The sequence below is a fragment of the Hamadaea sp. NPDC050747 genome (assembly GCF_040654195.1).
Taxonomy (GTDB): domain Bacteria; phylum Actinomycetota; class Actinomycetes; order Mycobacteriales; family Micromonosporaceae; genus Hamadaea.
Genome location: NZ_JBFAHM010000006.1, coordinates 472,058 through 496,404, shown reverse-complemented (window position 1 = coordinate 496,404; position 24,347 = coordinate 472,058). Strand labels below are relative to the sequence as shown.

Sequence of the window (24,347 nt, the reverse complement as noted above, 5' to 3'; positions counted from 1 at the left end):
ATTCACACCGCCCGAACCTGTCACACGGATCAATAGTCCTGCGCAAGAGAGCGCTCTCTTTGAGCTCCGTCCTGAGAGGAACCCATGAGCACACGTCCGCTCCGCCGGAGACTGGCGTTCGGCCTCGCGGCCCTGGCTGCGGTCGCCGCGACCGCGTCCGCCGCCCCCGCCGCCGGATCGACCGGCGGCTGGCTCGGCCCGAACGTCACCGTCTTCACCCCGGACATGCCGGTCAGCCAGATCCAGGCCACCCTCGACGCCGTCCACGCCGCCCAGGTGGACGCCGAGATGTCCACCGACCGGTACGCCTTCCTGTTCCAGCCCGGCGTCTACGGAACCGCCGAGCAGCCGCTGCAGATCAAAGTCGGGTACTACACCGAGATCGCCGGGCTCGGCGCGTCCCCCGCCGACGTCGTCATCAACGGCAAGGTGGAGGTCTACAACCGCTGCCTGGCCGACGGCGGCACCGGCAACTGCCTGGCCCTGGTCAACTTCTGGCGTACGCTGTCGAACCTGTCGCTGTCGATCGACTCGACCGGGCAGGACGGCTGCCGGGCGTCGGCCGACTTCTGGGCGGTGTCCCAGGCGGTCTCGATGCGGCGGCTGAACATCAGCGGCGCCAACCTGTCCCTGATGGACTACTGCACCGCCGGACCCCAGTACGCCAGTGGCGGCTTCATCGCCGACTCCCGGCTGCCCTTCGTCGTCAACGGTTCGCAGCAGCAGTGGCTGATCCGGAACAGCGAGATCGGCGGCTGGTCCAATGCCGTGTGGAACCAGGTGTTCTCCGGCGTCGTCGGCGCGCCCGCCGACGCCGGGTTCCCGGACCCGCCGTACACGACGCTCGCGGCGACTCCGGTCAGCCGGGAGAAGCCCTATCTGTTCACCGACGCGCAGGGCCGATTCCAGGTACGCATACCGGCGGCCCGGACGAACAGCAGCGGGATCTCGTGGGCCGACGGCCTCACGCCCGGGCGTACCACGTCGCTCAAGAACTTCTTCGTGGCCCGGCCCGGCGACTCCGTGAAGGAGATCAACAACGCGCTGGCCCGAGGCCAGAACCTGCTGCTGACTCCGGGTGTCTACGACATCGCGCGCAGCATCGAGGTCAAGCGGCCCGGCACGGTGGTCCTCGGGCTGGGGCACGCCACGCTCACGGCGGTCGACGGGGCGATCCCGCTCGACGTGGCCGACGTCCCGGGCGTGATCGTCGCGGGTGTCACCATCGACGCGGGCCTCACCGAATCGCCGGTGCTGCTGCGCGTGGGCAAGCCGCACGGGCCCCGGAAGGGCTCGGCGGAGAACCCGACGACCCTGTCCGATGTGTACTTCCGAGTCGGCGGCCCGCACGTCGGCAAGGCGGACACGGCACTCGAGGTCAACAGCGACCACGTGCTCATCGACCACACCTGGGTGTGGCGCGGGGACCACGGCGTGGAGGGCTTCACCGACACCGAGCGCTGGAACACCAACACCGGCCGGTACGGCGCGGTGATCAACGGCGACGACGTCACGGCGACCGGCCTGTTCGTCGAGCACTTCCAGCGGTACAACACCGTCTGGAACGGCGAGCGCGGCACGACCATCCTGTACCAGAACGAGCTGCCCTACGACCCGCCGACGCAGGCGGACTGGATGAACGGCGCGGTCGAGGGCTACGCCGGTTACAAGGTCGGCGACCATGTGCGTACGCACAACCTGTACGGCGCCGGGGTCTACGTCTTCAACCAGAACAACCCGTCGATCCACACTGAGAACGGGTTCGAGGTGCCGGATCAGCCGGGCGTACGCCTGCACCACATCATGACGGTCAACCTGAGCGCCGGGACGATCGACCACGTCGTCAACGGCGTCGGCGGTCCGGCCGACACGACCCGGATCGGCCAGCCCGTCTTCGTGACGGACTATCCGACTCCGTGAACTGCGCCGCGCCGCCCGGCCCTCGGGCCGGGCGGCGCGGCACCGCGTACCAGTCGCTAATGGACGGAGAAGCCGCCGTCCACGTAGAGGATCTGCCCGGTGACATACGCCGACGCCCCACTGGCCAGGAACACCGCGGCGCCGGCGAAGTCCGGCGGCAGGCCGTTGCGCTTGGCCATCGAGCGTTGCGCGAGTTCCTCGGCGCGGCCGGGGACGGCCATCGCGGGCGCGGTGAGCGGGGTGACCACGAAGCCCGGGATGAGCGTGTTGACGCAGACCCCGTGCGGGCTCCACGCCTCGGCCTGTGACCGGGTGAGACCCGCGATGCCGGCCTTCGTGACGCCGTAGCCGCCGCTGTTGCCGAAGGCGGCGATGGTCTGCTGTGAGCCGACGTTGACGATGCGGCCCCAGCCGCGCGCCGCCATCCGCGGACCGTACTGCTGCCCCAGCCGGTACGGCGCGGTGAGGTTCAGCGCGACCGAGACGTCCCAGTCCTCGTCGGTCAGCGTGTCCATCGGACGCCGGATGTTGTTCGCAGCGCAGTTCACCAGGATGTCGACGTCCGGCACCGCCTCGGTGACCCGGTCGACGCCGGCCCGCTCCGCGAGGTCCGCGCTGATCGTGCGCACCCTTACGTTCGCGCTCGCGAGCTGCTGGGCCGCCGATGCCAGTTCCTTCTCTCGCCGTGCTACGAGGACGAGATCCGCTCCGGCGCGGCCCATCGCCTCGGCCATGGCGAAGCCGATGCCGGAGCTGCCGCCGGTGACGAGCGCGGTGCGTCCGGCCAGCGAGAACAGGTCTTCCAGATACGACGGCATAGTCGACGAGGCTAGCACCGGGCTGGTCGCGGACCGCCGGCTTGCGCGTTATCCGGGATAACGCGGTGTCGGCGGGGTCGCAAGGCCGCCTTATCCCGCATAACGCGCGGCGAGGCCCAGCGCGGCGAGGCCCAGCGCGGCGAGGCCCAGCGCGGCGAGGCCCGGCGCGGCGAGGCCCGGCGCGGCGAGGCCCGGCGGCCGGCGCGGGCGAGGGCGGGCGAGGGCGGCCAGGGAGCGACAGCATGGGAGCGCTTCCGGTAGGGTGACCGACGCGGAACCGGGAACCGCGTCCGAAGATGTCGATCGACGTGAGGCAGGCATGAAGCATCGCCGACCGGTACGCAAACCCCTTCTGATCGCGCTCGCCGCCACCGCCGTCGCCACCATCACCGGGTTCGCCCTGGTGGTGGCGCTGTCCGGGGCGGGCACGCCGTCTGCCGACAACCAGGCTGCGACGAGCCCGACGAGCGACGCGGCGACGCTGGACCCGAGCCAGAGCCCGAGCGCCGCAGTGAGCTCCACTCCAACGGCGGCGGCGAGCGCGGGACCGTGTGGGCGAGTGGCGTCGGCGACGCCGGTCGTGAAAGTCACCACGGTGAACGTCGGGGTGGCCGTGAAGGGCTACGGCGGCGAAGGAGACACCGAGCCGCTGCCGATGGCGATCGCGGCGACCCCTTCCGGCGGTTCCTGGCTCGCCTGGCTCGGCACCAACGGCAAGGTCTACCTCGGCAGGCTCGGCTGCGACGACAAATTGATCGGTACGCCGACGAGCTTCACCGGCATCGACCTGCAGGACGTCCAGGCGGACGCGACCGGGGGCGTACTGCTGGTGACCCGGCGCGGCGACTGCAAGACGGGACCGCTGTGCGGCGGCACGTCGAGCCCGTGCAACACGATGCACATGATCCGCTTCGACACCAGCGGCAGGCAGGTGTGGGAGCGGCAGGTCACCAACCTGACGAGCAGCCGCGGCGGGTACGACGACGGCGCCCGGTTCGTCTGGTGGTACCAGCATCACGGGCGGCTGGCCTCGGACGGCAAGAACTACGCGGCGTACTTCGGGGTGGCGATCACCGTCCAGAACGGGTCCTGTGTGGACATCCATGAGGGCGACCGGATGCAGGTCGTCGGCCCGTCCGGGGCGCTGCTGTCCGGGCACGACACCTTCGAGGTCGGCTGCAGTCACGCGTGGACGTCGCGGATCGTCTGGGATCCCCGGACGAGCCACTTCGTGATGGTCTGCGCCACCGACAACGACTGCCGCATCGCCCGGCCCAATCCTTATCGGACAGTCGCCAAGGGCGCCTGTGACGGGACGTTGTTCGGCGGAGACCTCGTGCTCGCCAAGGCCAAGGGCTACTGGACCGCGTGGAGCCAAGGCGGCCAGGCCCGCCTGGAACACTTCACCACCGGCGCGTCCGACACGACCGTCAAGACCGGCGCGTCCACGAGACATCCGCATCTTGTGAGCTACGGCAGCGGCCGCATGCTGCTCGCGTGGTCCTCCGGGTCCGCCCTCGCCGCCCAGGTCTACGACTCCGGTACCGGCAAGACCGTGGGCGTACGGTTCACCATCGGCGTCAAGGACCACGACTATCTGGCGTTCAAGTCGTACGCCGACGGCAGCGTCGCCTATCCGGCGGCGGGCGGCAGCACCACGATCAAGGTCGCGCGCGTGCTGCCGCTGGCCTGATCAGCCGAGGCGAGCCAGCTCGGCCGACAGTGGCGATCGCCCGAGCCCGGTCCGGCCGGTTCTCGATCGACGGCGGCATCGCGCCCAGGCCGATCGCGCTCACGTCGACGTCTCCGATCCGGCGCGTACGCATCACGCCGCCATCGCTTCGGCGGCGATCGCGGGCAGCCAGGCCGCCGCGTCGGGCAGCTTCATCCCCAGCGACGCCAGCCGGGCGGTGTCCATGGCGTACCAGCGGTCGAAGGCGTAGGGGGAAGTGCCAGAGGTATAGCGCGGCGCGGTGTCTCCGGCGAGTGCCGCGACCAGCTCGTAGACGTCGAACTGGGCCGACGCCGCGTTGACCGGTCCGGTGAAGTCGGCCTTCAACGCCCAGGTCAGGACGTCGGCGATCTGCCGGTCGGTGATGAACGACGACGCGTACGCGGTGGCCGGGGCCTCGATGGGCCGGCCGCTGCGCAGCCGGTCGGCGTAGTACGCCAGCCGTCCGGTGAAGTCCGCCACCCCGCCCCCGAGCACGTGTCCACACCGCACGGATGCGACCGGGAAGGCTGCCCCGGCGAACACCGCCTCGGCCTGGCGCTTGCCCTCGCCGTACGCCGAATCGCGGAACGCCGGGTCGTCCCACGGCTCGTCGAGGTCGACCGGCCAGCTCGTCAGATCGATCGCGTCCTCGGTGACGGGGACACCGGGCGGCGCCGGGAGCAGCCGGGCGCTGGACAGCGGGTCGTAGACCTCGATCGTCGAGGTCATCACATACCGTCCGGTACGCCCGGCGAACACCCGCGCGGCGATGCCGGCCTGACGCGGGGTGTAGCAGACCTGGTCGAGGACGGCGTCGAAGGAGCGCGACCCGAGCGCCTCCCGCAGGGCGGCCTCGTCGTCGCGGTCGGCAACCAGGTGGGTGGTGCCCACCGGAGCGGCCGTCGAGCCCCGGTTGACCACCGTCACGCGTACGCCCCCGGCCAGCAACTGCTCGATCACGTGTTTCCCGAAGTACCGGCTTCCGCCGATCACCAAGACGTCCCTCATGCCGATCACAATGCCTTGCCAGGGTCGCCAGCAGAAGTGATGATCAGCTAACTCAGTCGTAAGGAGAACTGATGATCGACGTTCACCGGCTACGGGTGCTGCACGAAGTCGCCCGGCACGGCAGCTTCAACCGCGCGGCGACTGCGCTGCGCTGTACGCCGTCGGCGGTGTCGCAGCAGATCGCCGCGCTCGAACGGACCCTCGGTACGCCGGTCGTCCACCGCAGCACCCGCGGCGTCCGGTTGACCGCGTCCGGCCGTCTGCTCGTCGAGGCGGCCGAGAACATCACGGCCGAACTGGATCACGCCCGCGAACGCATCGACCGGCTCACGACCGGATCGGTGCGCTTCACCATCGCGACGTTCGCCAGCGGGGGCCGCCGGTTGCTGCCGCCCGCGCTCACCCGGTTGTGCGCCGAGCATCCCGAGGTCGAGCTGACGATCCTCGAACGGGAGCCCGAGGACAGCCTGCCGTTGGTGCGCTCGGGCCGGGCCGACATCGCGCTGGCGTACCACTTCGACGGGCCACCGCCTGCGCGCGGGGAGCGCTCCGGCCTCATCTGGACACCGGTCGCGGAGGATCCGCTGTGGCTGGTGCTCCCGGCCGATCACAAGTACGCCGACGCCCCTGCGGTGCACCTGGCCGAGCTAGCCGCCGAACGCTGGGTGCTGGGCTGCCTGAAGACGGCCGACCTGCTCCAGCGGTACGCCGCCCTCGCCGGCTTCGAGGTACGCATCTCGTGCAGCGCCACCGACTACTTCTTCGCCGCCTCCCTGGTCGCGGCGGGAGTCGGGGTCTCGCTGATCCCGCAGGTCGCCCTGGACCAGCTGCCGCCGGGGCTGGCCGTCGTCCCGCTGGAGACCCCGCGCCCGGCCCGTCACATCGGCCTCGCCGTCGCCCGCCGCGCCGACCGGCCGGCTCAGGCGTACCTCGACACCCTCACCAGCGCGCTCCTCACCGGCGCTCCGGAGTCCTTCGCCTGGAACAGCCGCCGCTGAGGTCGCATGACGAGCGGCGGCGGTGACGGCGAGCGCGTTCACCCCGACGACGATCCCGATGCCGAGCCACACGTGCGGGGCGAGGACCTGGTTCAGCAGCACGAGCCCGGCCAGCGCCGCGAGCACCGGATGGATGCTCATCACGACGCCGAAGAACTTCGTCGGCACCCGGCGCAAGGCGATCAGGTCCGCGGCGTACGGGATGACCGAACTGAGCACGCCGGCGCCGACGGCGTACCAGATGGCGCTGCCGGTGAGCCGGCCCTGCGCGAGCAGGATCCCGGCGACGGGCAGGTAGAGCAGGGCCGAGACCGACGTGGCCGCCGCCGGACCCTGCAGGCCGGGCAGCCGCTGCCCGATCATGCGATTGAGCAGGATGTACGCCGCCCAGCAGGCGGCCGCGAGCAGCCCGAGCCCGATGCCGAGGTAGTCGCTGGACGGGTCGGGCAGCACGAGGACGTAGACGCCGAGGCTCGCGCCCGCCGCGCAGAGCAGATCGACCCGGGTACGCGAGCCGGCCAGCGCGACCGCCAGCGGGCCGAGGAACTCCAGGGTGACCGCGAGCCCGAGGCCGACCCGGCTGATCGCGGTGTAGAGGCTGAGGTTCATCGTGGCGAAGACGAGACCGAGCAGGATCGTCGGCCACCACTGGGCCCAGGTGAATCGGCGCAGGTTGGGCCGGGCCGCCGGAAGCAGAACGGCGACCGCGACGAACTGCCGGACCGCGACGACACCGGCCGGGCCGATCGCGCCGAACGCGTGCGCGCCGACGGCCGCCCCGACTTGATTGCTGGCCGCGCTGGCGACCATCGTCGCGAGCCCGCCGATCACCTTGCGTGCACTCACGCGACCAGTGTGAGAGCGGCTGGTCCAGCCGAGAAATGCGTGAACCGGTCCACTTATACGATCAGCGTATGGATGTGCAGCTGCGGCAGCTCGCCGTCCTCGTGGCCGTGGCGGACGCGGGGACGTTCACCGACGCCGCCCGTGACCTGGGCGTTTCGCAGGCCGCGGTGTCCCGGTCGATCGCCGCGCTAGAGGAGGCCCTGGGTACGCGCCTGGTGCAGCGCACCACCCGGCAGGTCGGCCTGACCGGCGTCGGCACGCAGGTGCTCGCCGGAGCGCGGCGTGTCCTGGAAGAGGTGGGACACCTGCATCGGCTCGTCGAGCAGGCCCGGACCGAACTGCGCGTCGGGTACGCCTGGGCCGCTCTCGGCAAGCACACCCGGCGGCTGCAGAAGGCCTGGGCGGCCGAGCATCCGCAGACGCCGCTCGTCTTCGTCCAGTCGGGCTCGGTCACCGCCGGGCTGAGCGAAGGGCTGGCCGACGTCGCCGTCGTGCGCCGGCCGCTGACTGACCCGCGCTTCGCCACCGCCCAGGTCGGCGTGGAGTCCCGGGTCGCCGCGGTGGCGACCGACAACGCCCTGGCCCGGCGGCGCAGCCTGCGGTTGGCCGAGCTGTCCCGATACACCGTGGCGATCGACGCCCGCACCGGCACCACCACCCTCGACCTGTGGCCGGCCGGCACCGCGCCGACCTCGGTACGCCCCACACACGGCGTGGACGAGTGGCTGACCCTGATCGCGGCGGGCCAGGCCGTCGGCGTGACCTCCGAGGCGACCGCCCACCAGAACCCGCGTCCGGGCGTGGCGTACCGGGCGCTCCGGGACGCCCAGCCGATCCCGGTGCTCCTCGCCTGGTGGAAGGACGATCCACCGGAGTTGCTCGGTGACCTGATCCGGCTCACCTCGGCGCTGGAGGCTTCCGCGCCGGGTTCCGCGTCCAGCGTTCTGGCGCTGGATCAGGGTTCACGGCCGAATCTTGCCCCAAGATTCGACCCAGAACCCTGATCCAGCACGGTGGCAGGAATCCGGCGATACCGTAACCAACGTGGCCATCATCGGACTCATCGGCAGTGGCAACATCGGCAGCACGGTCGCCCGGCTCGCCGTCACCGCCGGACACGAAGTCGTCCTGAGTAACTCGCGCGGACCGGACACGCTGGCCGACCTGGTCGCCGACCTCGGCCCGCTCGCCTCGGCCGGAACCGTTGACGAGGCAGCCGATCAGGGCGAACTCGTGCTGGTCAGCATCCCGCTGCGGGCGTACGCCACGGTGCCGGTCGAGCCGCTGGCCGACAAGCCCGTGATGGACACCAACAACTACTACCCGCAGCGCGACGGTGACATCGCGGCACTCGACGACGGCTCGACCACCAGCAGCGAACTGTTGCAGCGCCATCTCGGGCGGGCGAAGGTCGTCAAGGTGTTCAACAACATCAACTATCGGCATCTGTTGTCGTTGCCACGCCCAATCGGGGCGCCTGATCGGACGGCGCTGCCGATCGCCGGGGACGACGGTCTCGCCAAACAGGTGGTGAGCGACTTCCTCGCCGAGCTGGGCTACGACGCCGTGGACGCCGGTCCGCTCGGCGAGGGCGGCCGGCGCTTCCAGGTCGGCACGCCCGCGTACGGGCTGCCCTATGGTCCGATCAGCGACCCGGCGGGCACTCCCGCGCCGATCCCCGTCATCGAGGCGGCGCTCGCCCGCGCTTGACCGTTTCCAGGACTGCCCGAGATCGTGCCCTGGCGGATTTTCCCCACGCCTGCCCGAGATCGCGCCATGATGGAGTGGTGACTGAGAACCGGACAGGTCAGGCCCTCGGCATCGACATCGGGGGATCAGGCATCAAAGGCGCGCCCGTCGACCTCGCCGCCGGGCACTTCGCCGCCGACCGCGTACGCCTCCCGACGCCGGAGAAGGCGACCCCGGACGCGGTGGCCGAGGTCGTCGTGCAGGTTCTCGGCCAGCTCGGGGTGGCCGGTCCGGTCGGCATCACCCTGCCCGCCGTCGTCCGGCAGGGCATCGCGATGACCGCCGCCAACATCCACGAGAAGTGGATCGGCACCAACGCCGTCGAGCTCTTCCAGCAGGCGACCGGGCGGACCGTGACGGTGCTCAACGACGCCGACGCGGCCGGCATCGCCGAGATGCGCTTCGGCCGGGGGCGCGACCGGAAGGGCGTGGTCCTCATGCTCACCTTGGGGACCGGCATCGGCAGCGCGCTGTTCGTCGACGGGGTGCTCGTGCCCAACACCGAACTCGGCCACCTTCCGCTGCACCACGGCGACGCCGAGGACTGGGCCGCCGCCTCGGTACGCGAGGAGGACGACCTCTCCTGGGGCGAGTACAGCAAGCGGCTGCAGGCGTACCTGGACCTGGTCGAGCGGCTGTTGTGGCCGGATCTGATCGTCGTCGGCGGCGGCGTCAGCAAGAAGGCGGACAAGTTCCTGCCCCGCATCAAACTCCGGACCGAGATCGTCGCAGCCGAGCTGCTCAACGACGCCGGGATCGTGGGGGCCGCGCTCTCGGTGTGACAGTGGACAGTCGATGGAAGTCGGATGGAAAGGATCACCCGCCAGGCTGATGGCAGTTCACCGCAAAGCCTGAAGGAGGCGCGATGAAGACCATCAGCAAGTGGGGCGACCGTCTGCTCGGCCGGGCCCTCGGCACCGGCACCGCCGGCGCGTGCGTACCGGAGCAGGGCAACTCCTGCAGCTACTACAAGAGCGACGGCCACTGCTCGGGTGGCTACTGGTGGCAGACCTACTGCAGCGGCACCATCAGCTGCACCGGCTCGTGCGCCAACACGAGCTGCTACGTCCGCAAGCGCGGCACCTGCTGACAGCCACACCGGTGGGGCCGTGGTAGGGCGGCCCCACCTCCCGCGTACCCCCGTGGAGGTAACCCCATGACCGCCGTGCTGACCGCCGCCGTCGTCGTTCTCGCCGCCCTCACCGCCGTCTGCCTCCTCATGCTCGCCGCCGTCGTGCGGCGGTTGCGCACGATCGAGGAGCGCCTGAACGGGCCGGCGGCCACGCTGCCCGAGGTGGGCCTGACGGTCGCCGGCTTCCAGGCGGCCGACCTGACCGCCACCACGCTCAGTGAGTCTGATGTGGAGGACGGAACCGTCCTGTTCGTCATGCCGGGCTGCGGCCCGTGCGCCGACCTCATCGCCGCGCTCGCCGAGCACCCGTCCGGCGCGCTGACCGCCTTCGTCGCCGGAAACCCCGCCGACGAGGTCACCCAGGAACTCGCCCGGAAAGTCGGCGCGGTCGCCGGTCGCGTCGCCGTCGTCGACGAAGGCGGCGCGGTCACCGCGGCGTTCGGCGGCGTCTCGAGCTTCCCGACCGTCCTGCGGATCTCCGGCGGCGTCATCGCCGCGGCCGGTCGCTCGGTCGACGCGGTCGCCCCCTCTCTGGTCGCGGCCTGACATGAAGGCCGCGCTCGGCCTGGCGCTGCGGCACGCGGCCGGTCCGACCGCCGTGCTCGGGCTGGTCGCGCTGCTGTCCGGGCTGCTGCCGGTCGTCGTCGCCTGGCTGGCCAAGCTGCTCATCGAGGCGCTCGTCGCCGGGACGACCGCGCGGCACGCGATCGGGCTCGCGATCGCCGGGGCGGTCGCGACGGTCGCGATGGTCGCGCTGCGGCAGGTGGGCGACTACGCCGGAGTGCTCGCCCGGCAGCGGATCGCCCTGCGCACCCAGGACGCGCTCTACGCGCGGGTGGACCGGTTCGTAGGACTCCGCCCGTTCGAAGATCCGTCCTTTCAGGACAAGCTCCGGATCGCGGCGCAGGGCGCTCAGGAAGCCCCGGCCGCGGCCACGGCGATGCTCGTGGAGGGCGGCCAGGCCGTCGTCACCATCATCGGGTACGCCTCAGTGCTGCTGGCCCTCTGGCCCCCGATGGCCGCCGTGGTGGTGGCCGCCGCCGTCCCGGCGTATCTCGCGTACCGGAACGCCGCGCGGCGATCCGCCCGGGCGGCCGGCGACTCGGCGGTCCACACACGGCGGGCGTACTTCCTGACCGAGCTGCTCACGACGGCCTCGGCGGCGAGCGAGATCCGCCTGTATGGCTCCGGCAGGCTTCTGCGGTCGCGGTTGCTCGACGGGCTGACCGCCACCGCTCGGCTGCACCGGGCGGCCCAGCGTACGCAGATCCGCGCCGCGCTCGGCGTCGCCGTGCTCAGCGCGGCGGTCGCCGTCGCGGGCACCATCGTCGCCGTGCGGGGTGTCCTCGACCACCGGCTCACCGTCGGCGACCTGACCCTGTTCACGGCGGCGGTCGTCGGCGTACAGGGGGCGATCGCCGGCCTGCTGCACCAGTACGCCGAGACGAGCGCGGCGATGCTGCTGTTCGGCGACTACCGGGAGATCATGGCCGCCCCGCCGGACCTGCCCGTCGGCGAGCACGCCGTCGAGCCGCTGCGGCACGGCGTCGAACTGCGCGACGTGTGGTTCCGGTACGCCGACGACAGCCCGTGGGTCCTCCGCGGAGTCGACCTCTTCCTCCCGGCCGGACAGACCACGGCGCTCGTCGGGCTCAACGGCGCGGGCAAGAGCACCCTGGTCAAGCTGCTGACCCGGGCGTACGACCCGACTCGGGGGAGCATCCACTGGGACGGCGCCGATCTCCGGACGCTGCGCCCGGCGGAGCTACGGCGTCGCATCGGCGCGACCTTCCAGGACTTCGTCCGGTATGAGCTGACCGCCGGGGAGAACATCGGCATCGGCGATCCGTCCCGAGTGGACGACGCCCGTGCCGTGGCCGCTGCCGCTGAGGCGGCGGGAGCCACTCCGATCCTGACGGGCCTGCCGAAGGGCTCCGGGACGATGCTGAGCCGGATCTTCTTCGACGACGACGCCGAGCCGGGCGTCTCCCTGTCCGGCGGCCAATGGCAGCGGGTCGCGCTCGCCCGGTCGATGATGCGTACCTCGCACGACCTGCTGATCCTCGACGAGCCCAACTCCGGGCTCGACGCGCTCGCGGAGCAGGACCTCCAACGGCGCGTACGCGAGCACGCCCTCGGGCGTACCAGTCTGCTCGTGTCGCACCGCCTCGGGACCCTGCGCCACGCCGATCAGATCGTGATCCTCGCGGAGGGCCGGATCGTGGAGGCCGGTACGCACAACGAGCTGCTCGCGGCGGGCGGCCGGTACGCGGAGCTGTTCACCGCGCAGGCGGCCGGCTACCTGGAGCCGGCGTGATCCCGCTGGCCTTGATCGTCCTGTTCGGCCGGTCGCGACTGCGGTGGCTCACCGTGCGCGGCGTCAGCATGGAGCCGACGTACGCCGACGGCGACCGCCTGCTCGTCCTCCGCTCGCGGCCCCGGACCGGCGTGCCCGTCGTCTTCGAGGTGCCGTCGCGGGGTGGCCCGCCGTCCGCGCCGCCCGACGTCGACTGGCTGGTCAAACGGGTCGTCGCCACCGCCGGGCAACCGGTCCCGCCTGGACTCGAACAGTGGGGCTCGACCGTGCCGCCCGGGCACTTCCTCGTCCGCGGCGACAATCCGCGCAGCCTGGACTCGCGGCACTTCGGCTTCGTCCCCGACGACTCCGCACTGGGCCGGGTCCTCCGCGCCTATCGCCCCGCCACGCCCGGTTGACCGGCCGCGCCGCCCACCGCGCCGCCGTAGGGGCTGGATCAGGGTTCCGGGTCGAATCTTGGGGCAAGATTCGACGGAGAACGTTGATCCGGCACCGCATGGGTGAGCCAGTCCTCGACGCGGGCGACGCGGAACGAGGAGATCGCCCGCAAGGTCGCCAACGCCTCCTCGCCGACAGTCCGGGCGTCGTCCGGCGAGCCGGCCGCGAGCAGCACCCGGGCGAGCTGGAACCGGGTCCAGCCGATGGTGTGCGCGTTCCCGGCGATCTCGGCGTGGTCGAGCGCCTGGCGGAGCTGGGGGAGGGCGAGGTCGGGCCGGTCGCGGGCCAGCTCGGCCTGCCCGAGCACGCCGAGACACCGGGCCAGTCCCATGTGGAACCCGATGCGGCTGAAGTGCTGGCGGGCGGTCACGGCGTACCGGCAGGCCCGGTCGGGGTGGCCGGCGGCGAGCAGCGCCTCGGCCAGGTACATCGCGATGAACGGCCGGTTCACCCGGTCGCCCGCCGGGGCGAGCAGGTCGTGGGCCGCTTCGAGAACCTTGACGGCTTCGTCGGCCCGCTCCTCGTGCAGGAGCATCACCGCGGTGATGGCGAGCGCGTTGGCCTGCCCGGCGACGTCGCCGCCGAGGTGGAAGGCGGAGACCGCCACGTCGAGCAGCTGGCGTACGGCGGCTGGGTCGGCGCCGAACTCCCGTCCGGAGTTGGCCAACGCGAGCCAGACCGACCCGTGCTGACCGGTGACGTGCGCGGCGAGCCCGGCGACCGCGGCCGCTCCGGCGGCGAACGCCGTCCGCCGGTCACCGCGTACGCGGGCACAACTGCCCACTGTGGAGGCGGCCAGGGCGGCCCGATGCCGGTCGCCGAGCCGGAGATACATCCGGCGCGCGGCTCGGGCAGCCTGGATGCTCTCGGCATACTGTTCCTTGCCGCGCAGCGCCCCGGCGTACGCGAGCATCGCAGCGGCCCGGGTCGCCGCGGGCACCCCCGGCTGAGCCGCCGCCTCCTGAGCGGCCTCGGCGAGCAGCCGGAGATCGTCCGGTCCGCCGCAGCTCGTCACGTAGTTGACGGCGACCGTCGCCAAGTCGGCTGCTTCGGCGTACCGGCCTCGGCTGGCCAGCTGGACCAGGCCGGTCTGGATCGCCGGAAGGTGCCCGTCGAGCCAGGCGACCGGATCGGCGGCCACCTGCCGCTCGTCGGCGGCGAGCGGGTACGCCGCCACGACCGGGGTGGGGAAGTGCCGTGCGGTGAGGGCGCCGTCGGCGACGGCGACCGACCACGTCAGCGTGGCGTACACGACGGTGAGGATCGCGTCGGTCAGCTCGGTGTGGTCACCCCGGTCGAGGACGAAGTGGCGGACGGCCGGATGCATCTCGTAGGTCGGTGTCCCGCAGACGAATCCAGCCGGGTCGAGCAGGTTCGCCGCGACCAGCTCCCGCCACGCGCCGTCCGGCGTACGCCCGGTGTCCGGGGCGAGCAGCGGGGCGAGCCACACCGGATATCGGGTCCACTGAAGCTCGGCCAGCCGGCGCAGGACGCGCGCGGCCGACTCGGACAGGCCGTCGACGCTGCGCGACAAGGCGCCGCCGAGCGCGAACGGCGTGGGCGGGCCAAGCCGGGCGCGAATCTCCTCGGCCGTCCACTGCGGACGGGAGGCGACCGCCGCCCCGGTCGTCAGCAAGGCCAGTGGCAGCCGTCCGCAGGCCGCGGCGAGGTCGTCGATCGTCTCGCCCGGCAGCCGCGCCTCGCCGACCAGGTCGCGCAGCATCTCGGCGGCGGCGGCCGGATCGAGCGGCGACATCGCCAGCACGCGCAACCCGTCGTGCCGTCCGAAGTCCTCCCGGCTCGTGGCGATCACCGCACCGCAGCGGCCACCCGGCAGCAGGTCGCGTACCTGTTCAGCGCCGACCACGTCGTCCAGCACGAGGAGGATCGCCGACTCGGCGGTGACCGTACGCCACCGCTCGGCCAGCTCGGCCCGGCTCATCGGCAGGTCGGCCGGCCAGCCCAGATCCCGGAGGAACTGGCGCAGCACCGTCTCCGTCGCGACCGGCCGGGCGTCGGCGGCGGTCAGGCGGGCGTAGAGGACGCCGTCGGGAAACGCGCCGCGCCGCCGCTCGGCGACCGCGCGCGCCACCGCGGTCTTGCCGACTCCCGGCGGTCCAGTCAGTAGGATCCCGGCCGGGCCGGTCACATCGTCGGCGGCCCGATGACGATCCAGGTAGGCGTCGATCTCCCCGAGCACGCCGCCGCGCCCGTAGAGCCGCCCGGCCTGGGGCGCCGACTGCCGGGGCACCGGCCGGTCGGCGGGCTGTTCGCGCAGCAGCTGCTCGTGCAGCCGCTCCAGGTCGGCCGACGGGTCGAGGCCCAGCTCGTCGCGCAGCCGTTGCCGGGTCTCGCGGTAGACCCGCAGCGCGTCGGCTCGATGCCCGCAGCCCGCCAGGGCCACCATCCGGTGCCGGACCAGCCGCTCCGAATCCGGGTACAGGTCACTGGCGGAGACGATGTCGGCCAGCACCTCCGCGTGCCGGCCGCGGGCCAGTTCGGCTTCGAAGAGCAGCTCGTACGCGGCCGCGCGAGCGCTGTCGAGGTGCAGGCAGAGCCGGTCGCGCAAGCGGTCGTCGAAGGCGTCGGCGAGCACCGGCCCGTGCCACAGCCCGAGCGCCTGGCGGAGCCGGTCGGCCCGGATCTCCGGATCGTCCACTGCCGACACTTGGCGTACCTGGTCGAGGAACCGGCTGGCGTCCACCTGGGACGGTTCGATCCGCAGGATGTAGCCGTCCGGCCCCGATCCGAGCACGGGGCCGGCCGGACCGAGATCCCGGCGGATGCGGGAGGCGTACGTGGACATCGTCGCGGCCGGGGAGAGCGGCTGCTCGGCCTCCTCCCAGAGGATCCCGGCCAGCCGGTCGGCCGGGATCTCCACCGAGGGCGTCAGGAGCAGTGCGCCCAGCATGCGCCGCTGTTGCCGCCGGGCCAGGCGGACCGGTTCGCCGTCGACGCAGATCTTCAGCGTTCCCAAGATCGTTGCGTCGAGCACGTCGCGATGGTACGCCGAAGATCGGCTCCCTTAGAAGATCGGATCGCGCGTACGCGTCCGCTTCAGCTCGAAGAAGCCGTCGGTCCCCCCGACGAGCAGTACGCCGTCCCAGAGCCGCCCGGCCGCCTCGCCCTGCGGGGCCGGGGAGACGACGGGGCCGAAGAACGCGATCAGCTGCCCGTCCGGCCCGGGGACGTGGATGACGGGAGTGCCGACGTCGTCGCCGACCGGGTCCATGCCCTCGTGGTGGCTGACCCGCAGCGGCTCGTCGTACGAGGGGTCGTCGGCCGCGTCGGCCAGCTCGACGGGCAGCCCGGAGGCGGCCAGCGACGCGACGTAGAGGTCGCGCCCGCGCTCCTGCTTCTCGAGGTGGATGCGGGTGCCGATCTCGGTGTAGAACGTCCGCACCGCCTCGTCCCCGTGCTGCTGCGCGACGGCGATGGCCACCCGGACGGGACCCCACGCGTCGTCCAGCAGCCCCCGGTACTCCGGCGGCAGGTCGCGGCCCTCGTTGAGGACCGACAGGCTCATCACGTGGAAGCGGACGCGCACGTCGCGTACGCGTTCCACCTCCAGCAGCCAGCGGGAGGTCATCCAGGCCCAGGGGCAGACGGGGTCGAACCACATGTCGGCGGAGGTCGTCATGCGTCCAGCTTTGTTCAGGATTCAACCAACCGCCAGGAGCGGGAGAGCCACGTCACATCACACGGGTGACCCAGGAGCTCCGGGCCACCCGTGCGGCCGCCTCAGTGCAGCGGCTCGGGATCGAGCAGGACGCCGTCCGGCCCGACGCGCGCGACCGTTCCGTTCACGGTGTCTGCGTACAAGCCGATCAGGCGCAGGCGCCCGGCGGAGCCCGCGGTGGCCACGGCAGGATGGGTCGCGAGGTTGTCGAGCTGGGCCACGACGTTGAGCCGGGCCGCGTCGTCCATGGTGGACGGACCGAGCGCGGCGTGCCGGAGCCAGCCGTGCCGAGTACGCAGCGCCGCGCGGATGCCGCCGCACGGTGCGTGCCCGCAGACGATGACGGTGGTCACGCCGAGGACGGTCACGGCGTAGTCGACGGCGGTGTCCATGCCGGGATCCTCGCCGTGACGCGGCACGAGATTGCCGATGTTGCGCACGCAGAACTGGTCGCCCGGACCGCTGCCGGTGATCAGGTGCGGCACGATGTGCGAGTCGGCGCAGCCGATGAACATGTGGCTGGGCTGCTGGCCGCCCGCGAGCAGGCCGAGCACGGCGGGCGGCGCGTGCTGGGCGTGGTAGGAGCGCAGCCCGGTCTCCAGCCGCGGCGTGACGTGATGCGGGGCGAGCCAGCGGTGCACCGGCTTGCGGCGGGCGGGCCGTTTCCCGGCGGTCAGGTGATGGCTCGGATCGGTGACCGCCACGTTGCCGCCGCGCCGCCGATAGTCGGTGACCCAGCCGCTCAGCGCGACCTGGGCCGCGTGGTCGAGGAAGTCGGCCCGCAGATCGAGGTGGACGTTGCGGCCCGGCGGGATGTCCCGCAGTACGCGAGTCAGCCGAGCCGTGGTGAAGAACAGCAGACTCCCACTGATCTTCAGGTGGTCGCCGTCGAGGCTGATCTGGCTGTGGCTCAGCCGCCAGAGACCTAGCGCGGCCGCGGTCGCGACCCCGAGCGCCACCCCGGCGACCAGATTGACGGCGACCACACCGATCGCGGTGACCAGGTACGGCAGGATCTCCCGATGGTGGCGCAGCTCCCGCATGTGCCCCGGATTCACGAGGCGAGCGCCGACGACGACGAGAAGCGCTGACAGCGCCGCGAGCGGCACCAATTCGAGCAGCCCCGCCCCGGCGAGGGTCAGCGCGGCGACCCACACCCCGTGCAGGATCGTCGACGCCCGCGTACGCGCCCCGGCCGCCACGTTGGCCGACGAGCGCACGATGACGCCGGTGATCGGCAGCCCGCCGGCCAGCCCGCTGACCGTGTTCGCCGCCCCCTGGGCGAGCAGTTCCCGATCGAGATCGGCGTGCGGGCCGCTGTGCAGTTTGTCCACCGCGACCGCCGACAGCAGCGTCTCGACGCTGGCGATCAGGGCGACGGTGAGGACCGCGAGCGCGAGGCCGCCCCAGTCGCCGGTCGGCAGGACCGGGCGCGTCAGCGCGGCGAACGGGTCGCTCGGCAGGTTCAGGCGCGGCACCTGCCAGCCGAGCACCGCCACCACAGCGGCCGCTGTGGCCACCGCAGCGAGCGCAGCCGGGACGCGCCGCACATACGGCAGACGCGGCCAGCCCAGCAGTACGCCGACGGTGATCGCCCCCACCGCGACGGACTCGATCCGGTCGAGGCTCAGCGCCGTCGGCAGGCTCACCAGGTTCCGCAGCGGCGTCTCCTGCCCCGGTACGCCCAGTACGACGCACAACTGCGACAGCACGATCACCACGCCGATCCCGGCGAGCATGCCGTGCACCACCGCCGGTGGGAGGTTCAAGGCCAACCGGCCCCGCCGGGTGAACCCGGCCGCCACCTGCACGAGACCGGCCAGCAGCGTGATCGCGCACATCGTCGCCCAGCCGTAGTCGGCCACCAAGCCGAGCACGATCACGGTCAGCCCGGCCGCCGGGCCGCTGACCTGCAAGGGCGCGCCACTCAAGCCGCCCGCCACGAGGCCGCCGACCACCGCCGCGACGAGCCCGGCGATCGGCGGCGCACCGGACGCCGCCGCGATGCCGAGCGACAACGGCACCGCCAGCAGCGCCACCGTTATCGAGGCCGGCAGGTCGGCCGCCAGGAACTCTCTTCGTAAAGACATCTCCACCCCCGTTTCGGACACCCTCGCGGGTGTCTCGCACGCCCGGGCGCAATTCTTCGCATTTCGGGCATTTGGCGGTGCATCGTAGCGAGGCGGTCTGCGGATCGGGGCGTCGTCGCGACCGCGTGTCGCTGGCAGATTCCTGAGCTTCCCGCGTCCCGGGTTCCTCGCGGGTGCGGTTCCCCGCGGGTTCCTCGCGTTATCCGGGATAACGCGGCCTTCGGCACCCTTCGAGGCAGCGTTATCCCGGATAACGCGCGCCGCGACTCCGGCACATCGCGCAACACCCATCGATGTGATGCATTTACATATCGTTTAGCAGAGATGAAAATCCCTCCCATGAGACGCTTCCTTCTCCTCCTGACGGCGCTGGTCGCCGCAGTCCCGGCGGCCTTGACGGCGGCCGCCCCGGCGCAGGCGTACGCCAACGCGTTCTTCCCGACGCAGAGCAGCGGCAACCGCGGCGCGGACGTGCTGGCGATCCAGCACCTGCTGGCGTACCACGGGCAGGCGACCGCCCTGACCGGTGTCTTCGACTCCGGGACGGTCACGAACGTCAAGGCCTTCCAGACGGCCAAAGGGCTCGGCGTCGACGGCATCGTCGGCCCGGCGACCTGGGGCGCCCTGGTCGTGCAGATCGGCCAGGGCGCGGCCAACGACGCGGTGAAGGCGCTGCAGGTCGAGCTGAACGCCAAGCGCAACCTCTCGCTGGCGGTCTCCGGCTCGTTCGACGCCGCCACCAACACCGCCGTACGCAATTTCCAGTCCCACGCGGGCATCGGGATCGACGGGATCGCCGGGCCGATCACCTGGAAGAACCTCGTCTGGCACTACGACTACCCGGTCTTCACGAACATGTGCGACCAGGACCCGGATGGCAACGGAACGGCGAACTGGGCCACCGGTGCTGCGATCGGTCAGGTGGAGAAGGCTGCGGCCGACTTCGCCGCGACCGGCCAGGGCAAGCTGCCGCTCGGCGACGCCGGGTTCGAGCACGGGGGTGACATCGCCGGGCACGCGAGCCACGAGGTCGGGCTGGACGTCGACGTCTGGCCCATCCGCACGGACGACGCCCAGTGCACCGCCGGGCGCATCACCTGGGAGTCGTCCACCTATGACCGGGCCGCCACCCGGCAGCTGGTGCAGATGATCCGGGCCGCCGCGCCCGGGCACATCATGGCGATCTGGTTCAACGATCCGACGCTCATCAGTGAAGGGCTGACCTCGGCGTACGAGGGGCACGACAATCACATTCACATCCGCTATTGCGAGAAGATCCATCCGAACTCGCTCTACGACTGCTGACCTGGGACGCCTTCTTCGGCGTGGTGACACGGTCTGCCCTTTTTAGTGCGATTTGATCGCCGAGAGAGCCCGCGGATCGGCGGGCCGGACACATCGGAGGATCTTCGTGCGCGTACTCGTCGCGAGCGCGGTCGCCTTGGCGGCCGCGCTCGCCCCCACACCCGCCTTCGCGGCGCCGACCACTGTCGTCGTCCAAGGCTTGAACAACCCGCGCGGGCTGGCCTTCGGCCCAGACGGCGCGCTCTATGTCGCCGAGGCCGGCAAGGGCGGCAACGGCCCCTGCTTCCCCGGCCCCGAAGGCGGCGAATCCTGCTTCGGCACCACCGGAGCACTCGCCCGGATCAAGAACGGCACGCTCACCCGGGTCGTCACCGGCCTGCCGTCACTCGCCGCCCCGGACGGCTCCGGCGCGATCGGCCCGTCCGACGTCAGCTTCCTCGGCCTCGGCCTGCTCACCACCGGCCTGGGCGCGAACCCCGACCTGCGCGCTCAGCTGCCCGCCGCCGGCCAGAAGCTCGGCAGCCTCTTCACGTTCGTCCCCGGCCCGGTCACGCCCGCGCCGACGCTCAAGCGGGTGGCCGACATCTCGGCGTACGAGAAGGCGCACAATCCCGACGGCGGTGAGATCGACTCCAACCCCCAGAGCGTCGTGCCCGGCCCTGGCGGCCTGGCCGTCACCGACGCGGGCGGCAACAGCCTGCTCGGCGTCTCCGCCTCCGGCGCGATCAAGACGCTGGCGGTCTTCCCCGAGCGCGACGGCTTCCAGGCGGTGCCGACCGGCGTCGCCTACTACCAAGGGGCGTACTACGTCGCGCAGCTCACCGGCTTCCCGTTCCCCAAGGGCGCAGCGCGGATCTACCGGGTCGTCCCCGGCCACCAGCCGCAGATCGTCGCGCAAGGCCTGACCAACCTCATCGATGTCGCGATCGCCCCGAACGGCACCCTCTACGCGCTCGAGATCGCGCACGAGGGCCTGCTCAGCCCGGTACCGTCCGGCCGGCTGCTCAAAATCCGCCCGGGCCAGTCGCCGGTCACCATCGCCGGCGGCCTCGTCCTCCCCGGTGGTCTCGCTCTGCACGAGGGGTACGCCTACATCAGCGACTGCGGCGTGTGCGCCGGCGGCGGGCAGATCGTACGCGTACCGCTCTAACGGTCGCGGTGCTTCATGATCGGGTCACCGATATCTGGTGCGGGAACCGGTTTCCCGACAGGCATCGGTGACCCGATCATGATTGACTCGTGTGCCGTCCGGAGTTGTTCAGCCATGGTTCCTCCGCTGGGTGGACGCGGTAGGTGCACGGTTGTGCAAACATGCTCGCCATGGAGATCTTCGAGGACTCGCGCGTCATCTCGCGACATGATCTGGCAGCCTGGTTGCGGGCTATCGCCGACCAGCTGGACTCGGGCGGCAAGGTGTTCTTCGGCGCCGGCGGCACCGTTTCCGTGGCCGACAACGTCCACTGTGAACTGGAAATCGAGAGCGAAGGCCCGGAGACCTCCATCGAGATCGAGGTGACCTGGGGCGGGACCGTTACCGAGTCCGACGATGCCGCCGAGGACACCGAAACGGCCGAGTCCGCCGAGTCCTCCGATTCCGAGTCGGCCGAGGTCGCAGCCGCTCCAGTGGCCGCCGCCGTGGTGGCAGGCTCCCTTGTGGATGCTGACGCTGACGGTGAGTCCGAAGAGGACGAAGCCGGGGCCGGGGCCGCTGTCGTTGTCGCTGTGGCCGATGACGCTCCAGCCGACGAAGACTCCGAGTCCGACGAAACCGCCGAGATCTCAGCAGAGGCCGAAGCCGACGAGAGCGACGGCGACGCTGCTGAGGCTGCTGACCTTGCTGCGGAGGCGGATGGCGCAGCGGACGAGGACGCCGTCGAGGCCGTGGACGCACAGGCCGCCGAAGCGAGCGACGAGTCCGACGATGCTGCCGAGGCCGCGCAGGTCGCCGAGATTGTCGCTGCGGCGGACGACGCCGAGGGCGACGACGCTGCTGAGGCTGCTGACCTCGTCGCGGAGGCGGATGGCGCAGCGGACGAGGACGCCGTCGAGGCCGTCGACGCACCGGCCGTCGCGGACGCCGAAGCGAGCGACGAGTCCGACGATGTCGCTGAGGTGGTCGCGGAGACGGATGACGCCGACGGCGACGACGCTGTTGCGGATGTTGTCGCCGAGGGCGATGACGCTGAAGCCGAGGACGCCGTTGCGGCCGTGGACGCGTTGGCCGCTGCTGACGACGGCGAAGCGGGCGACGAGTCCGCGGATGTCGCTGCGACCGATGACGCCGAGGGCGATGACGAGACTGGCGATGCGGGGGTGGTCGTCGCTGAGGCTGACGCGGTGGCTGCCGATGACGCTGAGAGCGATGACGAGTCCGACGATGTCGCCGAGTTGGTTGCTGAGGCGGTTGGCGCCGAGGGCGACGACGCTGTTGCGGCCGTGGACGGCGAAGCGGCAGACGACTCCGATGAGGCTGACGAGGACGCCGTGGCTGCCGACAGCGACGCTGAGTCCGGCGACGAGGCCGAGGTTGTTGCGGAGGCGGATCTCGCCGAGGGCGACGACGCTGCCGACGACGCTGAGGGCGATGGCGAGTCCGACGATGTCGCTGAGGTTGTTGCTGCGGCGGATGACGCTGAGGGCGACGATGCTGAGGGCGATGACGCTGCCGACGACGCTGAGGGCGATGGCGAGTCCGACGATGTCGCTGAGGTTGTTGCTGGGGCGGATGACGCTGAGGGCGACGATGCTGAGGGCGACGACGCTGCCGACGACGCTGAGGGCGATGGCGAGTCCGACGATGTCGCTGAGGTTGTTGCTGGGGCGGATGACGCTGAGGGCGACGACGCTGTTGCGGCCGTGGACGCGCTGGCCGCCGCCGAGGACGGCGAAGCGGGCGACGAGTCTGGCGATGCCGCTGAGGTAGTCGCGGAGGCCGATGGCGCGGCCGAGGGTGACGGCGCTGCGGATGAGTCTGCTGAGGTCGTCGTGGCCGCGGAGGATGCCGAGGCGGGTGACGAGGTCGGCGACGAGGCGTCGGACGAAGGCGAAGGTGCGGGCGCCCTGGTAGCGGCAGCTGCTGGTCCCGCCATCGGCGACGAGGATTCGACGGACGGTGAGGCAGCACATTTTGGCGGCACCGCGGCCGCTCGAGCGGCCGCGGAGGTGGCGGCGGAGACGGCCGCCGAGGGGGACGGCGACGCCGCCGTCGTGGCTGAGAAGACTCCCGGGGTGTATGTCGCGACCGCTTCGGTTCCGGGTGTGCAGCCGACCGCGCCGAGCTACCCGGGCGGGCCGAACACTCCGCCGGCGTACCGGCCGACGTCCACTGTCTACGGTGGCGGCCAGGGCGCTCCGGTGCACGGTGGCGGCCCTGTTCCGGTCGGCGGGGTCTACGGCGCTCCGGTCGTTCCGCAGCCCGCTCAGCCGCCCGCGGCCGAGGCGGACACCCTGGCCGAGCCGGAGATCCCGGAAGACGAACCGGCGAGCCCCCGGCACCAGCAGCCGGGCGGGCCGTGGCGTCAGGCGTACTGATGGAAAGAAAGGAGCGGCGGCCGTGCGCCGCCGCTCCTTTGCTTGACCCGCGCGATCAGATGCCGCAGTTGGGCGCGGACCAGTACTGGCTGGCGCGGTTCGCGACGTGCGTGTGGTCGTTGTGGTCCGGGTAGCCCGGGCCGAGGATCTCGGCGAACCCGTGGTAGCGGGCGCGCTGAGCCATGGTGCAGAACGACGGCGCACCGGTCAGATCAGCCGCGTCGCCGTAGAGGTGGCGGCTGGTGGACGAGCCGCCGACCGCGCTGTTGCAGGAGTAGCTGCGAAAGCCGCTGCTGATGTACAGCGGAGAGCCCAGGTCCTTGCGGAGGGCCTCCAGCTTCCACATGGTGACGCGGGCGTTGAACTTCGCCGTGCTCGCCGAGACGGCGCCACCCGACCAGTCCGAGTTGCACTTGTTCAACTCGGCGTAGGAGAAGTGGATCGGGGTGCAGTCGTCGTCCTGCAGGGCGTAGATCTGGTTGAACGTCTGCGGTCCGGCGACGCCGTCCGCGGAGAGCCCGTACGCCTGCTGGAAGCGCGTGACGGCGGCCGCGGTGGCCGGCCCGTACGCGCCGTCGAGCGAGAGGACCGCGCCGTAGCCGGGGTAGCCGGACACCCTGATCTGGAGTTGGCGTACGTCCTCGCCGGACATTCCCTGGGACAGCGTCCGGCCCCAGGTGTAGCAGCCGTCCGCGTGCGCGGGCGCGCCGGTGAACACCAGGGCCGTGACGGAGAACCCGGCGGCCAGGGCGAGCGTGGTGAGGAGTTTGAGGGCGTGTCTGAGCATCGTTGACTCCTGGTT

Annotated in this window: 19 protein-coding genes and 1 pseudogene; 13 read left to right on the top strand and 7 right to left on the bottom strand. The window is 71.6% G+C overall.

Going from position 1 to position 24,347, the window contains the following annotated elements; genetic code table 11:
* Window positions 1-84: 84 nt before the first annotated feature.
* The gene (locus AB0H43_RS17250; protein WP_360000329.1) at window positions 85-1,920 is read left to right on the top strand and encodes an adenylyl cyclase; all 1,836 of its coding nucleotides are present in this window, start codon (window positions 85-87) and stop codon (window positions 1,918-1,920) included.
* Between the two features lie 56 nt (window positions 1,921-1,976).
* Here the strand turns inward: AB0H43_RS17250 and AB0H43_RS17245 are convergent, their stop codons facing one another.
* Window positions 1,977-2,738, bottom strand: a complete 762-nt coding sequence (locus tag AB0H43_RS17245; RefSeq protein ID WP_360000328.1) for an SDR family oxidoreductase — start codon at window positions 2,736-2,738, stop codon at window positions 1,977-1,979.
* A 319-nt stretch (window positions 2,739-3,057) separates the two neighbouring features.
* Here AB0H43_RS17245 and AB0H43_RS17240 point away from each other — a divergent pair, with 319 nt between their 5' ends.
* A complete protein-coding gene (locus AB0H43_RS17240) occupies window positions 3,058-4,431 on the top strand; it encodes a hypothetical protein (protein ID WP_360000327.1) in 1,374 nt (457 codons plus the stop codon).
* Window positions 4,432-4,563: 132 nt separating this feature from the next.
* Here AB0H43_RS17240 and AB0H43_RS17235 read toward each other — a convergent pair whose 3' ends face one another.
* Window positions 4,564-5,460: an NAD-dependent epimerase/dehydratase family protein gene (locus AB0H43_RS17235; protein ID WP_360000326.1), complete on the bottom strand. Its 897-nt coding sequence runs from the start codon at window positions 5,458-5,460 to the stop codon at window positions 4,564-4,566.
* A gap of 71 nt (window positions 5,461-5,531) precedes the next feature.
* Here AB0H43_RS17235 and AB0H43_RS17230 point away from each other — a divergent pair, with 71 nt between their 5' ends.
* A complete protein-coding gene (locus AB0H43_RS17230; RefSeq protein WP_360000325.1) occupies window positions 5,532-6,458 on the top strand; it encodes a LysR family transcriptional regulator in 927 nt (308 codons plus the stop codon).
* A gap of 54 nt (window positions 6,459-6,512) precedes the next feature.
* Here AB0H43_RS17230 and AB0H43_RS17225 read toward each other — a convergent pair.
* A pseudogene (locus AB0H43_RS17225) lies at window positions 6,513-7,067 on the bottom strand (EamA family transporter); the annotation flags it as partial.
* A gap of 305 nt (window positions 7,068-7,372) precedes the next feature.
* Here AB0H43_RS17225 and AB0H43_RS17220 point away from each other — a divergent pair.
* The 7 genes from AB0H43_RS17220 (at window position 7,373) to AB0H43_RS17190 (ending at window position 12,900) form a co-directional block, all read left to right on the top strand.
* Entirely contained in the window at window positions 7,373-8,308 is a 936-nt protein-coding gene (locus AB0H43_RS17220; RefSeq protein ID WP_360000324.1) for a LysR family transcriptional regulator, read from the top strand.
* Between the two features lie 40 nt (window positions 8,309-8,348).
* Window positions 8,349-9,014 (top strand): NADPH-dependent F420 reductase, encoded by a 666-nt coding sequence (locus AB0H43_RS17215; protein WP_360000323.1) that lies wholly within the window; start codon window positions 8,349-8,351, stop codon window positions 9,012-9,014.
* Between the two features lie 77 nt (window positions 9,015-9,091).
* Window positions 9,092-9,835, top strand: coding sequence for a polyphosphate--glucose phosphotransferase (gene ppgK / locus AB0H43_RS17210; protein WP_360000322.1), 744 nt, complete (start codon window positions 9,092-9,094; stop codon window positions 9,833-9,835).
* A gap of 83 nt (window positions 9,836-9,918) precedes the next feature.
* The gene (locus AB0H43_RS17205) at window positions 9,919-10,143 is read left to right on the top strand and encodes a hypothetical protein (protein WP_360000321.1); all 225 of its coding nucleotides are present in this window, start codon (window positions 9,919-9,921) and stop codon (window positions 10,141-10,143) included.
* 66 nt (window positions 10,144-10,209) lie between these two features.
* Entirely contained in the window at window positions 10,210-10,731 is a 522-nt protein-coding gene (locus AB0H43_RS17200) for a hypothetical protein (RefSeq protein ID WP_360000320.1), read from the top strand.
* A gap of 1 nt (window position 10,732) precedes the next feature.
* A complete protein-coding gene (locus tag AB0H43_RS17195; RefSeq protein WP_360000319.1) occupies window positions 10,733-12,502 on the top strand; it encodes an ABC transporter ATP-binding protein in 1,770 nt (589 codons plus the stop codon).
* Entirely contained in the window at window positions 12,499-12,900 is a 402-nt protein-coding gene (locus tag AB0H43_RS17190) for a S26 family signal peptidase (RefSeq protein WP_360000318.1), read from the top strand. Before AB0H43_RS17195 ends, AB0H43_RS17190 begins: the two co-directional genes overlap by 4 nt.
* 38 nt (window positions 12,901-12,938) lie before the next feature.
* Here the strand turns inward: AB0H43_RS17190 and AB0H43_RS17185 are convergent, their stop codons facing one another.
* The 3 genes from AB0H43_RS17185 to AB0H43_RS17175 form a co-directional block, all read right to left on the bottom strand.
* Entirely contained in the window at window positions 12,939-15,935 is a 2,997-nt protein-coding gene (locus AB0H43_RS17185) for a BTAD domain-containing putative transcriptional regulator (protein WP_360000317.1), read from the bottom strand.
* 30 nt (window positions 15,936-15,965) lie between these two features.
* Entirely contained in the window at window positions 15,966-16,580 is a 615-nt protein-coding gene (locus tag AB0H43_RS17180; protein ID WP_360000316.1) for a disulfide bond formation protein DsbA, read from the bottom strand.
* Window positions 16,581-16,681: 101 nt separating this feature from the next.
* Complete coding sequence (locus AB0H43_RS17175; RefSeq protein WP_360000315.1) at window positions 16,682-18,709, bottom strand: bifunctional SulP family inorganic anion transporter/carbonic anhydrase; 2,028 nt, start codon at window positions 18,707-18,709, stop codon at window positions 16,682-16,684.
* 339 nt (window positions 18,710-19,048) lie between these two features.
* Here AB0H43_RS17175 and AB0H43_RS17170 point away from each other — a divergent pair, with 339 nt between their 5' ends.
* The 3 genes from AB0H43_RS17170 to AB0H43_RS17160 all read left to right on the top strand — a co-directional run bounded on the left by AB0H43_RS17170 (window position 19,049) and on the right by AB0H43_RS17160 (window position 23,545).
* Window positions 19,049-20,014, top strand: coding sequence for a penicillin-insensitive murein endopeptidase (locus tag AB0H43_RS17170; protein WP_360000314.1), 966 nt, complete (start codon window positions 19,049-19,051; stop codon window positions 20,012-20,014).
* Window positions 20,015-20,120: 106 nt separating this feature from the next.
* The gene (locus tag AB0H43_RS17165) at window positions 20,121-21,164 is read left to right on the top strand and encodes a ScyD/ScyE family protein (protein ID WP_360000313.1); all 1,044 of its coding nucleotides are present in this window, start codon (window positions 20,121-20,123) and stop codon (window positions 21,162-21,164) included.
* A gap of 170 nt (window positions 21,165-21,334) precedes the next feature.
* Entirely contained in the window at window positions 21,335-23,545 is a 2,211-nt protein-coding gene (locus AB0H43_RS17160) for an amphi-Trp domain-containing protein (protein WP_360000312.1), read from the top strand.
* Between the two features lie 55 nt (window positions 23,546-23,600).
* On the opposite strand, the gene AB0H43_RS17155 is transcribed toward AB0H43_RS17160, so the two are convergent.
* Window positions 23,601-24,332, bottom strand: a complete 732-nt coding sequence (locus AB0H43_RS17155) for a D-Ala-D-Ala carboxypeptidase family metallohydrolase (RefSeq protein ID WP_360000311.1) — start codon at window positions 24,330-24,332, stop codon at window positions 23,601-23,603.
* Window positions 24,333-24,347: the final 15 nt, after the last annotated feature.

Coding starts and splice junctions, on each gene's coding strand:
- AB0H43_RS17250 (WP_360000329.1), top strand. CDS start 85: ATGAGCACACGTCCGCTCCGCCGGAGACTGGCGTTCGGCCTCGCGGCC.
- AB0H43_RS17245 (WP_360000328.1), bottom strand. CDS start 2,738: ATGCCGTCGTATCTGGAAGACCTGTTCTCGCTGGCCGGACGCACCGCG.
- AB0H43_RS17240 (WP_360000327.1), top strand. CDS start 3,058: ATGAAGCATCGCCGACCGGTACGCAAACCCCTTCTGATCGCGCTCGCC.
- AB0H43_RS17235 (WP_360000326.1), bottom strand. CDS start 5,460: ATGAGGGACGTCTTGGTGATCGGCGGAAGCCGGTACTTCGGGAAACAC.
- AB0H43_RS17230 (WP_360000325.1), top strand. CDS start 5,532: ATGATCGACGTTCACCGGCTACGGGTGCTGCACGAAGTCGCCCGGCAC.
- AB0H43_RS17220 (WP_360000324.1), top strand. CDS start 7,373: ATGGATGTGCAGCTGCGGCAGCTCGCCGTCCTCGTGGCCGTGGCGGAC.
- AB0H43_RS17205 (WP_360000321.1), top strand. CDS start 9,919: ATGAAGACCATCAGCAAGTGGGGCGACCGTCTGCTCGGCCGGGCCCTC.
- AB0H43_RS17200 (WP_360000320.1), top strand. CDS start 10,210: ATGACCGCCGTGCTGACCGCCGCCGTCGTCGTTCTCGCCGCCCTCACC.
- AB0H43_RS17195 (WP_360000319.1), top strand. CDS start 10,733: ATGAAGGCCGCGCTCGGCCTGGCGCTGCGGCACGCGGCCGGTCCGACC.
- AB0H43_RS17180 (WP_360000316.1), bottom strand. CDS start 16,580: ATGACGACCTCCGCCGACATGTGGTTCGACCCCGTCTGCCCCTGGGCC.
- AB0H43_RS17175 (WP_360000315.1), bottom strand. CDS start 18,709: ATGTCTTTACGAAGAGAGTTCCTGGCGGCCGACCTGCCGGCCTCGATA.
- AB0H43_RS17170 (WP_360000314.1), top strand. CDS start 19,049: ATGAGACGCTTCCTTCTCCTCCTGACGGCGCTGGTCGCCGCAGTCCCG.
- AB0H43_RS17160 (WP_360000312.1), top strand. CDS start 21,335: ATGGAGATCTTCGAGGACTCGCGCGTCATCTCGCGACATGATCTGGCA.
- AB0H43_RS17155 (WP_360000311.1), bottom strand. CDS start 24,332: ATGCTCAGACACGCCCTCAAACTCCTCACCACGCTCGCCCTGGCCGCC.